The sequence below is a fragment of the Pseudomonas sp. RT6P73 genome (assembly GCF_054897715.1).
This window is the reverse complement of record NZ_JBUBUV010000002.1, coordinates 2,669,008-2,683,279: the sequence shown is the minus strand read 5'-3', so window position 1 is coordinate 2,683,279 and position 14,272 is coordinate 2,669,008. Positions and strand designations below refer to the sequence as shown.

Below are 14,272 nucleotides of genomic sequence, written 5' to 3'. Positions count from 1 at the left end.
TTCGCTAGCGCGAAATGATCCCGTGATCGATCGCGTATTTGACCAGGGCCGCGGGTTTGTCGATGTTGAGTTTGCGACGGATGCTCAGGCGATGGGTTTCCACCGTACGCACACTAATGTCCAGCTCGCGGGCCATTTCCTTGTTGTTCAGCCCCTGCGCCATCTTGTACAACACCTGGCTCTCGCGGGGTGTCAGCTCGTTGTCGGTGCTTTTGTCGGCAATCAGCCGCTGGGCGATTTCGGCGCTGTAGAACGTACCGCCACTGGCGATGGCCTCGATGGCTGCAATGATTTCCCGCGACGGTGAATTCTTCAGCACATAGCCGCTGGCGCCCGCGCGAACCGATTCACTCACGTATTCATAATTGTCGTACATGCTCAATACCAGCACCTTCAGCGCCGGATACTGGTTACGCAGCACGCGAGTCAGCTCAAGCCCGTTCATGTCACGCAGGCTGATGTCGACCAGCAACAAGTCTGGCTGGCAGTGCCCGACCATCTCGATGGCATCCGCGCCACTCTCGGCTTCGCCCACCACTTCCAGGGGCGCCATGACCGCGAGCAGCGCTTTGATCCCGTCGCGGACCAGGGAATGATCGTCGACCAGGGCAACGCGGATCGGATAGGGCAGGTTCATCGCGGGTATTCACTCTTGTTGTAATGGGGCTGAGTCAGCGTTTTGCGCCGGGCATTTTCATCGGCAGCAACACGTCCAGCTCACTTCTTCCGGGGATCGATATCAGGTCAAAACGTCCGCCAAAATGTTCGACACGCTCACGGATATTACGCAGGCCGATGCCCGCGTGGCGACGTTCGACCTGGGCGACGTTGAAACCGACACCGTCGTCGACCACCGTCAGCCGCACAGTTTCTTCCGACCCGTGCAGGGTAATCGAAACGTTTTTAGCCTGCGCGTGGCGTTCGATGTTGGTCAGGCCTTCTTGCACAATCCGGAACAGCGAAACCGCCGCGCCATCGACCAGGTCACAGTCGAATTCATTGTCGTCGTAGGTCACGGTGAGGCCGCTGCGCTGCTCGAATTCTGCGGCGAGTTGGCCGATCGCCGCCGGCAGGCCAAGGGTATCGAGCAGTGACGAACGCAGGTCGTGAGAGAGGCTGCGTACCTCGCCAATCGCGTCGCCGAGGCGCGTCGTGGCGTCTTTTAGCGTGCTCAGACCCTTGTCTTGCGCCTGGTCATTCTCCAGCAGCAGGCTGGCCAGTTCGAACTGAAACTTGATGGAGACGAGCACCTGACTGATGCCGTCGTGCAGCTCCCGGGAAACCCGTGATCGCTCTTCTTCCTGGAGGCTGACGATCCGCTGGGTCAGGCGCTGAAGCTTTTTGTCCGCCAGGCGATGCTCGCTGACGTTGAGCGTCATGCCGCTGGCGAAGACAAACAGCACGGCCACGAGGGCCACCGCAGCAATCGCCAGCATGGTCTTGCGAATGCCTTGCGCAACTTCGTCGCGCGCCTGTTGAGTGGCGCGTTCAACGTCTTCCAAGTAGATGCCGGTGCCGAGCATCCAGCCCCAACGATCCAGCATCACCACATAGGCGAGCTTGTCGGTCACCTGGCCGGAGGAGGGCTTGTTCCAGGCGTAGCGCTGAAAACCTTCGCCTGATTGCGCGCTTTTGAGCAACGCCTGAATCACCGGTAAACCGTGAGGGTCCTTCATGTCCCACAGGTATTTGCCCACCAGTTCGGACTGGCGAGCGTGCATCAGGCTGCGACCCTCGCGGTCGTAGACGAAGAAGTAGCCATTGATGCCGAAGCTGAGTTTGCGCAGTTCTTCCAGCACTTGTTGTTGAGCGTGCGCGTCACCGTGGCCGTCGTCGTACAGCGGCGCAATCAGGCTTTGCGCCATTTCCACGTAGTTTTTCAGCTCGGCACGCTTGCTGGCCAGAATGCTGTCTTCGATCAGCTGCGCCTGTTGATCGCCGAGTTGGCGATTCAGGGAAATCACCAGCGCGCAGATCACGGCGATCGCCAACACCAGCGGCAGAATCCCGAGCGCGACGATTTTGTGTTTGAGCTGCATCTTGGCTCCTGACCGGACCGAGGGAAGGCGAAGGCCCGGCATCATATGCCAAAGATACGCGCGTCCAGTAGCGGTGCTGGACGGAATGACCTGCGGCTGTGCAGTCCGCCAATTGAAATACAAACCCCTGTGGGAGCCAGCCTGCTGGCGATAGCGGACTGACATTCACCATTGATGTTGACTGTGCCACCGCCATCGCCAGCAGGCTGGCTCCCACAGGGGTTTTTCAATTCAGCTGACAGGTCAGTCGCATCTACGTAGAACTACGTAGATGCCACGTACGTAGTAACGCGGATTTATTTGTAGACGGCATGCGGGGATATTGGGCCAGCTCCGCACCGCGGACACAATTATAAAAATTACCGCCGCAGTCACTGGCTGTCGGCAGGAGACACGCTATGCCCCGTCTGGCTAAACACCTCGCCTGGTTTGCCGTGGCTGTCCTGGGAGCGTTTGCGCTAAGTGTCGTGGCCCTGCGCCGCGGCGAAGCGATCAATGCCCTGTGGATCGTAGTCGCAGCAGTCGCTATCTACCTCGTCGCATACCGCTACTACAGCCTGTTCATCGCCACCAAGGTGATGCAACTCGACCCCAATCGTGCCACGCCCGCCGTCATCAATAATGATGGCCTGGACTACGTGCCGACCAACAAACACGTACTTTTCGGTCACCACTTCGCCGCCATCGCTGGCGCGGGGCCGCTGGTCGGTCCGGTATTGGCGGCACAGATGGGCTATCTGCCCGGCACACTGTGGCTGATTGCCGGCGTGGTGCTGGCCGGTGCGGTTCAGGACTTCATGGTCCTGTTCATGTCCACCCGCCGCAACGGTCGCTCGCTGGGCGACATGGTCCGTGAAGAAATGGGCCGCATCCCCGGGACCATCGCCCTGTTTGGCTGCTTCCTGATCATGATCATCATCCTCGCGGTGCTGGCGCTGATCGTCGTGAAAGCCCTGGCCGAGAGCCCGTGGGGGATGTTCACGGTGATGGCAACCATCCCGATCGCGATGTTCATGGGCATCTACATGCGCTACATCCGCCCGGGCCGCATTGGTGAAATCTCCATTGTCGGTGTGTTGTTGCTGTTGGGTTCGATCTGGCTCGGTGGGCAGATTGCCGCTGATCCGGTCTGGGCCAAAGCCTTTACCTTCAGTGGCGTACAGATCACCTGGATGTTGATCGGCTACGGTTTTGTCGCCGCGGTATTGCCGGTATGGCTGATTCTGGCCCCGCGTGATTACCTGTCGACCTTCCTGAAGATCGGCACCATCGTGGCCTTGGCGATCGGCATTCTGGTCACCATGCCCGACCTGAAAATGCCGGCCCTGACCCAGTTCATCGACGGCACTGGCCCTGTGTGGAAAGGCGGGTTGTTCCCGTTCCTGTTCATCACCATCGCCTGCGGCGCGGTCTCCGGTTTCCACGCGCTGATTGCTTCCGGCACCACGCCGAAACTGTTGGCCAGCGAAGGCCATGCCCGTTACATCGGTTACGGCGGCATGTTGATGGAATCCTTCGTCGCCATCATGGCGATGGTCGCGGCTTCGGTGATCGAGCCGGGCGTGTACTTTGCGATGAACAGCCCGGCAGCGCTGGTGGGCTCCGATGCTGTTTCGGTTGCTCAGACGGTCAGCAGCTGGGGTTTTGCAATCACCCCGGAAGCGCTGCAAGCAGTGGCCAAGGACATCGGTGAAACCACCATTCTGGCCCGTGCCGGTGGCGCACCAACGTTGGCGGTCGGCATCGCGCAGATCCTGCACCACGTTCTGCCGGGTGAAAACACCATGGCGTTCTGGTACCACTTCGCGATTCTGTTTGAAGCGCTGTTCATCCTGACCGCGGTCGACGCCGGTACCCGTGCCGGACGTTTCATGCTGCAGGATTTGCTCGGCTCGTTCGTGCCATCCCTGAAGCGCACCGAGTCCTGGACTGCCAACCTGATCGCAACCGCCGGTTGTGTGGCGATGTGGGGTTATCTGTTGTACCAGGGCGTGATCGACCCATTGGGCGGCATTAACACCTTGTGGCCATTGTTCGGCATCTCCAACCAGATGCTGGCCGGTATCGCGCTGATGTTGGCGACCGTTGTGCTGATCAAAATGAAACGCCAGCGTTATGTCTGGGTGACCATGCTGCCAGCGGTATGGCTGCTGATCTGCACCACCACCGCAGGCTTTATCAAGCTGTTCGATGCCAACCCGGCGATCGGTTTCCTGGCCCTGGCCAAAAAATACAGCGACGCGCTGGCCAACGGTCAGATCCTCGCTCCGGCGAAGAGCATCGACCAGATGCATCACGTGATTTACAACGCCTACACCAACGCAACGCTGACGGCGCTGTTCCTGCTGGTGGTCTTCAGCATCCTGTTCTTTGCGCTCAAGGTCGGCATTGCCGCCTGGGGCACCAAGGAGCGTACGGATAAAGAAGCACCGTACCAGGCGCTGCCGCAACAAGCGTGACGGAGGAGGGCGCCCATGTTCAATGACTTGAGTCGTCTCGGCAAATACCTCGGTCAGGCCGCGCGCCTGATGGTGGGCATGCCGGACTACGACACCTACGTCGAACATATGCAGAGCAAACATCCGGACAAACCGGTGATGAGCTACGAAGTGTTCTTTCGGGAACGCCAGGAAGCACGTTACGGCAGCAAGGCTGGACCGAAGTGTTGTTGAATAATGGCACTTAGGTAACGGGTCGCTCTTGGAGCCCGGATGACCAGCGATAGCGATCTCAAGATCGTCATCGCGGGTCATCCGGGCTTTTTCTTTGCCTTCGCCGTCGTTGCACGACCTGATTGCTCTGCGGCGAGGCATACGCTTTCACCAGCGGCTATGCTGTTTTTCAGCCATTCAATGCGCGGATGCCGTGCCTTCAATTCATCGGGTTGCCCAACAGGGGGCCACCGAGCTATGAGCGACTCCAATGTTTCGCCCCCAGTCCCGGAACCGGGGCGTATTGCACCGCGGGTGAAGGCGGGCGATCAGACCGGTTGGGGCCGCTGGATGCCGGGACTGCTGACGTTGCGCGGATACCCGATTGCCGGGCTGCGGCACGACATCATGGCCGGGCTGGTGCTGACCACGATGTTGGTGCCGGTCGGCATCGCCTACGCGCAGGCATCAGGCCTGCCCGGCATTTATGGTCTTTACGCGACCATCATCCCGCTACTCGCTTACGCGTTGTTCGGGCCTAGCCGGATTCTCGTATTGGGCCCGGACTCCTCATTGGTTGCGGTCATCCTCGCCGTCGTCCTGCCACTCTCCGGCGGTGATCCGCAGCGCGCAGTCGCCCTGGCGGGCATGATGGCCATCGTGTCGGGGACGGTCTGCGTCCTGGCGGGGATCGCGCGCCTTGGTTTCGTCACCGAGTTGCTGTCCAAACCGATCCGCTACGGGTACATGAACGGGATCGCCCTGACCGTATTGATCAGCCAACTGCCGAAACTCTTCGGCTTTTCGATCGAAGCTGACGGACCGCTGAGAAACCTGTGGGCCATCGCCACGGCGGTCATGGAGGGCGAGACCAACTGGACCGTGTTCACGGTCGGCCTGTCCACCCTGGCAGTCATCCTGCTACTCAAGGGCCAGAAGCGCGTGCCGGGCATTCTGATTGCCGTGGTCGGCGCGACCGTCGCCGTGGGTGTGCTGGACCTCGCCGAGCGGGCAAATGTATCGATCCTCGGCTCCCTCCCGCAGGGTTTGCCTTCTTTTGCCATCCCCTGGATCACGACCGCCGATATCGTCCCCGTGCTGATCGGTGGCTGCGCCGTGGCCCTCATCTCGTTCGCCGACACCAGCGTGCTTTCCCGTGTCTATGCCGCCAAGACTCGCACGTATGTCGACCCGAACCAGGAAATGGTCGGGCTTGGCATAGCCAATCTCGCCGCCGGGTTCTTTCAGGGGTTTCCCGTGTCCAGCAGTTCGTCGCGCACTCCCGTGGCAGAGGCCGCCGGTGCCAGAACCCAGCTGACCGGCGTCGTCGGCGCGCTGTGTGTCGCCTTGCTGCTGATGGTGGCGCCGAACTTGCTGCAGCATTTACCCACCAGTGCACTGGCGGCTGTCGTCATTGCATCGGCCATCGGCTTGATCGAGGTCAGCGACTTGCGGCGCATTTATCGCATGCAACGCTGGGAGTTCTGGCTGTCGATCGCCTGCACCGTGGGCGTGGCCGTGTTCGGAGCGATTGAGGGCATTGGCCTGGCAATCGTGATTGCCGTCATCGAATTCCTGTGGGATGGCTGGCGTCCGTATTCTGCAGTGCTCGGACGCGTGGAAGGTCTCAAGGGCTACCATGATATTCAGCGCTATCCGGATGCGCGCCTTATCCCCGGGCTGGTCCTGTTTCGCTGGGATGCACCGCTGTTTTTCGCCAATGCCGAACAGTTCCAGGACCGGGTGCTGAATGCCTTGGCTGCATCGCCGACGCCAGTGCGTTGGCTGGTCGTGACCGCGGAACCGGTTACCAGCGTGGACGTGACCTCTGCTGACATGCTGGTTGAACTGACCGAAACGTTGCACGCCGCGGGCATCGAGCTGTGTATTGCCGAAATGAAAGACCCGGTCAAGGACAAGCTCAAGCGATTCGGGCTCTTCGAGCAGTTGGGCGAACAGGCGTTTTTTCCAACAATAGGCGCCGCCGTCGACAGCTATTTGCTGACCCATCAGGTGGATCGGCAAGAAAAGGCTCGATGACGGTAGACAGTTGCGCCATGGACTAGACTGACGCGGTTGGTTCACGGCGATAAACGTATGAGGCACTCGTGAGGTCTTGGTGATGGCAAAGGATAAGAAAAGCGCCAAAAAAAGCGACGACAGCGTAAAGATGTCAAACAAGGACTACCTGAGCGAACTGCGCCGACTGCATGTCGAAATAGTGAAGCTGCAGGAGTGGGTCAAGCACAAGGGCATCAAGATCTGCATTGTCTTCGAGGGCCGCGACGGGGCGGGCAAGGGCGGAACGATCAAGGCGCTGACCGAACGGGTCAGCCCGCGGATCTTCCGGGTGGTGGCGTTGCCTGCACCGACCGACCGGGAAAAAAGCCAGATGTATGTGCAGCGCTACCTGCCGTACCTGCCGGCGGCGGGCGAAGTGGTGATCTTCGATCGCAGTTGGTACAACCGTGCGGGTGTCGAGCGGGTGATGGGGTTCTGTACCAAAGAGCAGGTCGCCGGTTTCCTCAAGGCCATCCCCCTGGTGGAGCGCGCCATCGTCGACTCGGGCGTCATCCTGCTCAAGTATTGGCTGGAAGTAAGCCCTGAAGAACAGACTCGCCGGCTTGAGGAACGCATCAAGGATGGGCGCAAGATCTGGAAACTCACCGACATGGACCTGAAGTCCTACAGCCGCTGGTATGACTACTCCCGCGCACGCGATGACATGTTCAAGTCGACGGATACCGGACATGCCCCCTGGCTGGTGGCCAACTCCAATGACAAGCGGCGGGCACGCCTGAACATCATCACCGATTTGCTCAGCCGTATTCCTTATGAGGAGGTGCCGCGCGAGAAGGTGAAGTTGCCTGAACGGCAGCGGCCGGGGGGCTACCGTGAACCGAATTACCCGCTCAAACGGGTCGCTGAGCACTTCTGACGATTGTCATGAAATGAAAAGCCATTGTCGTCTGATGAGAAGCGTCTCATCAGACGGCGACCTACAGTCCAGTCAGCGTAAATCGACGCATTGCAGACTGGAGAATAAGAAAACATGGCCAAAGCCGTCCGCTTCCACGAAACCGGTGGTCCCGAAGTCCTTCGTTATGAAGACGTCGAGGTCGGGGAACCTGGCCCGGGTCAGGTTCGTCTGCGTCATGTGGCCGTCGGCCTGAACTATGCCGACACCTACTTTCGCAATGGCACCTACCCGATCCCGCTGGCCAACGGCATGGGCGTTGAAGCCTCCGGCGTCGTACAGGCCGTGGGCGAGGGCGTTACTCACGTCGCAGTCGGCGATCGCGTCACCTACACCGGTTTTCTCAATACGCTGGGCGCGTACAGCACCGAGCGCCTGATCGCGGCCGCGCCGCTGATCAAACTGCCGGAAACCATCAGCTTCGAAACCGCCGCGGCCATGACCATGCGCGGCCTGACGTCGGCGTACCTGATGCGGCGCATTTACGATTTCAAGGTCGGCGACAGCATTCTGCTGCATGCCGCCGCTGGTGGTGTGGGTCTGATCGTTTCGCAGTGGGCCAAGCTGTTGGGGCTGACGGTCATCGGCACCGTTTCCACCGACGTCAAAGGGGAAATCGCCCGCGCCCATGGCTGCGACCATGTCATCAACTACAGCCATGAAGATGTCGCCCAGCGCGTGCGTGAACTGACTGACGGCGTCGGCGTCAACGTGGTGTTCGACAGTGTGGGCAAGAATACTTTCATGGGCTCCCTGGACTCGCTCAAGCGTCGCGGCCTGATGGTGTGCGTGGGCACGGCTTCCGGTCCGATCCCGGCCTTTGATCCGGTCATGCTGGCGATGAAGGGTTCGCTGTTCCTGACGCGCCCGGCCCTGGCCGACTACATCGCCGATCCTGCGGAAAAAGCCGCGCTGGCGAGCGAACTGTTCGATCACGTCGGCAGCGGTCGCATCAAGATCGAGATTAACCAGCACTATGCTCTACAGGATGCCGTGCAGGCCCATCGCGACCTGGAATCACGCAAGACCACCGGCTCGTCGATTTTCGTCATTTAAGGGAGCGGCCTGCAATGAAAGTCGAACAATTGACCTGCAACATCGGTGCGGAACTGATCGGCGTCAACCTCGCCGATGCGATCCATGACGACGGTCTTTTTGCCGAGATTCGTGCCCAGTTGCTCACGCATCGAGTGGTGTTTTTGCGCGACCAGGACATCAGTCGTGCCGAGCACGTAGCCTTCGCCCGTCGTTTCGGCGAGCTGGAGGATCATCCGGTGGCTGGCAGTGACCCGGATCACCCTGGTCTGGTGCGCATCTACAAGAAGCCGGGCCAGCCGATGGACCGCTACGAAAATGCCTGGCACACCGACGCCACCTGGCGCGAGGCGCCACCGATGGGCTGTGTGCTGCGCTGCGTGGAATGTCCACCCGTGGGCGGCGACACCATGTGGGCGAACATGGTCGAAGCCTACGCAAACCTGCCTGATGATGTGAAGTCGAAGATCGCCGACCTGCGCGCCCGCCACAGCATCGAAGCCAGCTTTGGCGCGGCCATGCCTGTCGAAAAGCGCCTGGCACTCAAGGCCCTGTACCCGGACGCCGAACACCCGGTGGTGCGCACCCACCCGGAAACCGGCGAGAAGGTGTTGTTCGTCAATGCTTTCACCACCCACTTCAGCAACTACCACACTCCCGAGCGCGTGCGCTTCGGCCAGGACGCCAACCCGGGCGCCAGTGAGTTGCTGCGTTACCTGATCAGCCAGGCGTACATCCCCGAGTATCAAGTGCGCTGGCGCTGGAAGCCCAACAGCATCGCGATCTGGGATAACCGAAGCACCCAGCACTACGCGGTCATGGATTACCCGCCGTGCCACCGCAAGATGGAGCGTGCCGGGATCATCGGCGACAAGACTTACTGATCGACCCCTCTGCATTCGCACTCGTAACTGCGCCCACCGGGCACGATCCCGGCTGGGCGGATAACCAATAAGAACAGGAGTAACCCATGCAATTCTTCGACGATTCCCTGCACCCGGAAAACATGGAAAAGGTCGTCATCACGGTGGCCCCGTACGGTCCGGAATGGATGCCGGAAGACTTTCCCGAAGACATCCCGCTGACCATGGACGAGCAGGTGCAGAAGGCGGTCGATTGTTATGAGGCCGGTGCAACGGTTTTGCACCTGCACGTGCGCGAACTGGACGGCAAGGGTTCCAAGCGTCTGTCCAAATTCAACGAGTTGATCGCCGGAGTGCGTGAAGCCGTGCCGGACATGATCATTCAGGTCGGGGGCTCGATTTCCTTCGCCCCCGAAAGCGATGGCGAAGCGGCCAAGTGGTTGTCTGACGATACGCGACACATGCTGGCCGAGCTGACGCCAAAACCGGATCAGGTCACTGTGGCGATCAACACCACCCAAATGAACATCATGGAACTGCTGTATCCGGAATACCTGGAAGGCACGTCCCTGGCCAACCCCCTTTTTCAGGCAGCGTACAGCGAGATGACCGTGCCGGCAGGCCCGGCCTGGGTCGCCGAGCACCTCAAACGTCTGATGGACAACGGCATCCAGCCGCACTTCCAGCTGACCGGCATGCACGCGATGGAAACCCTCGAGCGTCTGGTGCGCAAGGGCGTCTACAAGGGCCCGTTGAACCTGACCTGGATCGGTATCGGCGGCGGTTTCGACGGCCCCAATCCGTTCAACTTCTTCAACTTCATCCACCGCGCGCCAGACGGTTGCACCCTGACCTCCGAGTCGCTGCTCAAGAACGTCATGCCGTTCAACACCATGTCGATGGCCATGGGTATGCACCCGCGTGTGGGCAATGAAGACACTATCATTGATCACAAGGGCGATCGTTTCGGCTCAGTTGCGCAGATCCAGCAGACTGTGCGCATCGCCCATGAACTGGGTCGCGAAATCGCCACAGGCAAAGAAGCCCGTGAGATCTACCGCATCGGCGTGCAGTACCAGAGCATTGAAGAAACGCTGCTGGCCAACGGCATGGCTCCCAACCGCAAGGCCGGGCAGAAAGGTGTGCCGCAACGCGGCTGATCGGCAGACGAAGGGGGAGGTCAGTGGCCTCCCGCTCGCTGCACTGCAACACGCTTGATAACAACAATAAAACAAAGCTTTGAGGAGGCTGCATGGCCTTTCACCCAATCGCCGCAGACGATGACGACTGTGCTGTCGTGGTTGCTCGCAAATATGCCTGGATAGTCTTCGCCCTGACGTTCGGGCTGTTGATTTCCGATTACATGTCGCGCCAGGTGCTGAACGCCGTATTCCCGATGCTCAAGGGCGAATGGGCCCTGAGCGACGGCCAGCTCGGCCTGCTCAGTGGCATTGTCGCGCTGATGGTGGGGCTGCTGACATTTCCCCTGTCATTGCTGGCGGATCGCTTCGGCCGGGTCAAGAGCCTGGCGCTGATGGCTTTGCTGTGGAGCCTGGCGACGCTGGGCTGCGCAGTGGCGCAGGACTATCAGCAGATGTTCATTGCCCGGTTCATGGTCGGCGTGGGCGAGGCCGCTTATGGCAGCGTCGGCATTGCGGTGGTGATTTCCGTCTTCCCTAAACACCTGCGTGCCACGCTGGCCAGTGCCTTCATGGCGGGCGGCATGTTTGGATCGGTATTGGGCATGGCCTTGGGGGGCGCCATCGCGGCCAAGCTTGGCTGGCGCTGGTCGTTTGCCGGCATGGCGCTGTTCGGTCTGGTCCTGGCATTGCTTTACCCGATCATCGTCAAGGAAGCACGCATCGCCCCGCAACGTGTGGTGAACAGGGCGAGCAAGGCTGCCGCCAGGGTCAAACACCCGTTGCGTACGTTGATTTCCAGCCGTTCGGTGATCGCGACATATGTGGGCAGCGGCTTGCAATTGTTCGTCGGCGGCACGGTCATCGTGTGGATGCCCAGCTACCTGAATCGCTACTACGCCATGGGCACGGACAAAGCCGGGGGCATGGCGGCGATCATCGTGCTGTGCAGCGGCGTGGGGATGATCCTGTGCGGCATGCTCAGTGACCGATTGTGCCGCCATTCACCGGAGCGCAAGGTGTCCCTGGCCATCGCGTACTGCCTGGGAAGCTGCGTGCTGTTGTCGCTGGCATTTGCGTTGCCGGCGGGGCCTGCGCAACTGGGGATGATCTGCCTGGGCATGTTGATTGCCGCGGGCACCACCGGCCCGGCCGGGGCAATGGTTGCCAACCTGACCCATCACTCGGTCCACGGCACGGCGTTCGCCACATTGACCCTGGCCAACAACATGCTGGGCCTGGCGCCGGGGCCGTTCATCACCGGCCGAGTGTCCGATGTGATCGGCCTGCACGGCGCCTTCCAACTGGTGCCACTCATCAGTGTCCTGGCGGCGGCGGTGTTCTTTTATGCCCTGTGTCATTACCAGAAAGACATCGCTCGGTTGAGGGATGAGCGCGTCCATGACGTGCCCGGTACAGCAGCGTGCGAGGTGAAGTTGTGAGTGGTCGTTTACGGATTGATGTGTTTTTCGATTTCATCTGCCCCTGGTGCCTGATCGGCAAGCGCCAATTGGAGCATGCGCAGGTCCAGTTTCGCAGTCGCCATCCGGGTGTGCAGATCACCACGGTGTGGCATGGGGTGCAGTTGCTGCCTCAGTTGCCAGTAGAAGGTGAACCCTTCGCCGATTTCTATCGCAAGCGCCTGGGTAATGCCGACGCCATGACCATGCGCCAGGCCCAGGTACAGCGGGCTGCCGGTGCGGTGGGACTGGCCATTGACCTGGGCCGTATCGAGACGATGCCTAACACCGCTGACGCCCATCGTTTGTTCGAGCGTGTCAGTGCACTGGGCAATGCTGTTCAGCGCGAAATGTTGCTCGAACGGCTGTTCGCCGCTTATTTCCGAAAAGGCGAAAACCTCGGTTGCCGTGAGACGTTGATCGCCATTGCCCGCGCTTGCGGCGTCGATACGGACACGGTGCTCGATTGCCTGAAGGGTGACGCCACGCCCTTTGACGGATTCCCCGGTGCGACCAGTGGCGTGCCGGGCTTTCAGTTCGACGGCCGCATGACAGTGGTCGGAGCACAACCCGCCCAGGCACTGCTCGGGGCCATGAGTGAAGCACTCAAGGAAAGTGATCGCGAGCGGCAACCGGCATGATCAGACGTATTCCCGTACCGGCCGGCAAACACCCGCAGGCCGGTGGCCGTGCGCTGTTCGAGTTCGAAGACAAAAGCCTGGCGCTGTTCAACGTCGACGGGCATTTGTTCGCCATCGATGACAGCTGCCCGCACCAGGGCGCCTCGTTGTGTGGCGGGCGCCTCGACGGGCGAACGATTCAATGCTGCGCCCATGGGCTGCGTTTCGATCTGGCCAGCGGCTACTTGCTCAACTCCAACACACTCAAGGTCGCCAACTACCGGGTCGAGGTGGTCGACGACCAAGCCTTTATCGTCATCGTTTCCCAGGAGTCCGCGCCATGAGCGCCATTGCTCTCACCCGAATCCATAGCCGAACGCGCGAGTTGGCGCCCGGCTTCATCGTCAGCTTGATCGTTGCGGCGGCCGCTTCCTTTCTGTCCGAGCATTACGGTGCGCCGGTGATGCTGTTTGCCTTGTTGCTGGGCATGGCGCTCAACTTCCTCGCAAGTGATGGCGTGTGCAAGGCCGGTATCGAGTTCACGGCGCGCACTGTATTGCGCATCGGCGTGGCGTTGCTGGGCATGCGCATCACCCTTGAACAGATGGCGGCGCTGGGTTGGAAACCGGTGGCCCTGGTGGTGATTCTGGTGGTCGTGACCATCGGCGTCTCGGTGATCGCGGCCAAGGCCCTGGGTTTTCAGCGCTTGTTCGGCATGCTTACTGGCGGGGCGACCGCAATCTGCGGTGCCTCGGCGGCCTTGGCGCTGGCTGCGGCGCTGCCAAACCATCCACAGAAAGAGCGTGCCACGTTATTTACCGTGATTGGCGTGTCGGCGCTATCAACCCTGGCAATGATCGTCTATCCGATGATCGCCAACTGGCTGTCGTTGTCGCCGCAGGTGGCCGGGGTGTTTTTGGGCGCGACCATCCACGATGTCGCCCAGGTGGTCGGCGCCGGTTACAGCCTGTCGACCGAGACCGGCGATACGGCCACGGTGGTCAAATTGATGCGTGTCGCGATGCTGCTGCCAGTGATCGTCTGCGCCGCCATGATTACCCGGATTCAAGGCGCCGACCCCACAGGCAAACGGCCGCCGCTATTGCCGTGGTTCGCTGTCGGTTTTCTGATTCTGGCCTGTATCAACAGCACCGGATGGGTCGCGCCGCAGGTGCAGGGGGCGGTCAATGAATTGTCGCGCTGGTGCCTTGTGGTTTCGATCAGCGCCCTGGGCATGAAAACCCAACTCAAGGAACTGGCCTCCGTCGGTATCAAGCCGATCCTGTTGATGGTAGGAGAAACCGTGTTCCTTGTGGTTCTCGTCCTGCTGTTGCTGCGCTGGGGGATGTAAGTCCCCCCATGGTATGCCGCACCCTGTTCCACAGCCGCCGCATTGCGTTAACTCCAGCGTCGTGCGGCACTCGACCGGCGTCACAAGCACCGGTTTTTTACGGCGACTGTACCAGCAGTCGCCGTTTTTTTTGGTTC

Annotated in this window: 13 protein-coding genes; 11 read left to right on the top strand and 2 right to left on the bottom strand. The window is 60.6% G+C overall.

The genetic code is table 11. The annotated features are described in order from the left end of the window. Window positions 1-4: 4 nt before the first annotated feature. Together ACYZT6_RS12860 and ACYZT6_RS12855 are read right to left on the bottom strand one after the other, a co-directional pair. A complete protein-coding gene (locus tag ACYZT6_RS12860) occupies window positions 5-637 on the bottom strand; it encodes a response regulator (protein ID WP_462027209.1) in 633 nt (210 codons plus the stop codon). Between the two features lie 34 nt (window positions 638-671). Next, window positions 672-2,039 carry a cache domain-containing protein gene (locus ACYZT6_RS12855; protein WP_462027208.1) on the bottom strand — a complete coding sequence of 456 codons (1,368 nt, stop codon included), beginning with the start codon at window positions 2,037-2,039 and terminating at the stop codon, window positions 672-674. A 398-nt stretch (window positions 2,040-2,437) separates the two neighbouring features. On the opposite strand from ACYZT6_RS12855, the gene ACYZT6_RS12850 reads away from it, so the two are divergent. From ACYZT6_RS12850 to ACYZT6_RS12800, 11 genes are all read left to right on the top strand, one after another. Beyond that, window positions 2,438-4,498 carry a carbon starvation CstA family protein gene (locus tag ACYZT6_RS12850; RefSeq protein ID WP_462027207.1) on the top strand — a complete coding sequence of 687 codons (2,061 nt, stop codon included), beginning with the start codon at window positions 2,438-2,440 and terminating at the stop codon, window positions 4,496-4,498. A gap of 15 nt (window positions 4,499-4,513) precedes the next feature. Next, a complete protein-coding gene (locus ACYZT6_RS12845; RefSeq protein WP_109631600.1) occupies window positions 4,514-4,711 on the top strand; it encodes a YbdD/YjiX family protein in 198 nt (65 codons plus the stop codon). Window positions 4,712-4,948: 237 nt separating this feature from the next. Continuing rightward, on the top strand, window positions 4,949-6,730 hold the full coding sequence (locus ACYZT6_RS12840) for a SulP family inorganic anion transporter (protein WP_462027206.1): 1,782 nt from the start codon (window positions 4,949-4,951) through the stop codon (window positions 6,728-6,730). 82 nt (window positions 6,731-6,812) lie between these two features. Beyond that, a complete protein-coding gene (gene ppk2, locus ACYZT6_RS12835) occupies window positions 6,813-7,628 on the top strand; it encodes a polyphosphate kinase 2 (RefSeq protein WP_462027205.1) in 816 nt (271 codons plus the stop codon). A 114-nt stretch (window positions 7,629-7,742) separates the two neighbouring features. Then, window positions 7,743-8,723, top strand: a complete 981-nt coding sequence (locus tag ACYZT6_RS12830) for a quinone oxidoreductase family protein (RefSeq protein ID WP_462027204.1) — start codon at window positions 7,743-7,745, stop codon at window positions 8,721-8,723. 14 nt (window positions 8,724-8,737) lie between these two features. Further along, window positions 8,738-9,586, top strand: a complete 849-nt coding sequence (locus ACYZT6_RS12825; RefSeq protein ID WP_462027203.1) for a TauD/TfdA dioxygenase family protein — start codon at window positions 8,738-8,740, stop codon at window positions 9,584-9,586. An 86-nt stretch (window positions 9,587-9,672) separates the two neighbouring features. Next, window positions 9,673-10,725: a beta-keto acid cleavage family enzyme gene (locus tag ACYZT6_RS12820; protein ID WP_462027202.1), complete on the top strand. Its 1,053-nt coding sequence runs from the start codon at window positions 9,673-9,675 to the stop codon at window positions 10,723-10,725. A gap of 92 nt (window positions 10,726-10,817) precedes the next feature. Further along, entirely contained in the window at window positions 10,818-12,146 is a 1,329-nt protein-coding gene (locus ACYZT6_RS12815) for an MFS transporter (protein ID WP_462027201.1), read from the top strand. Beyond that, the gene (locus ACYZT6_RS12810; protein ID WP_462027200.1) at window positions 12,143-12,805 is read left to right on the top strand and encodes a DsbA family oxidoreductase; all 663 of its coding nucleotides are present in this window, start codon (window positions 12,143-12,145) and stop codon (window positions 12,803-12,805) included. Before ACYZT6_RS12815 ends, ACYZT6_RS12810 begins: the two co-directional genes overlap by 4 nt. Continuing rightward, window positions 12,802-13,128 carry a Rieske (2Fe-2S) protein gene (locus tag ACYZT6_RS12805; protein WP_462027199.1) on the top strand — a complete coding sequence of 109 codons (327 nt, stop codon included), beginning with the start codon at window positions 12,802-12,804 and terminating at the stop codon, window positions 13,126-13,128. The genes ACYZT6_RS12810 and ACYZT6_RS12805 overlap by 4 nt, the downstream gene beginning before the upstream one ends. Beyond that, a complete protein-coding gene (locus ACYZT6_RS12800) occupies window positions 13,125-14,135 on the top strand; it encodes a YeiH family protein (RefSeq protein WP_462027198.1) in 1,011 nt (336 codons plus the stop codon). The genes ACYZT6_RS12805 and ACYZT6_RS12800 overlap by 4 nt, the downstream gene beginning before the upstream one ends. The last annotated feature ends 137 nt before the right edge of the window (window positions 14,136-14,272 follow it).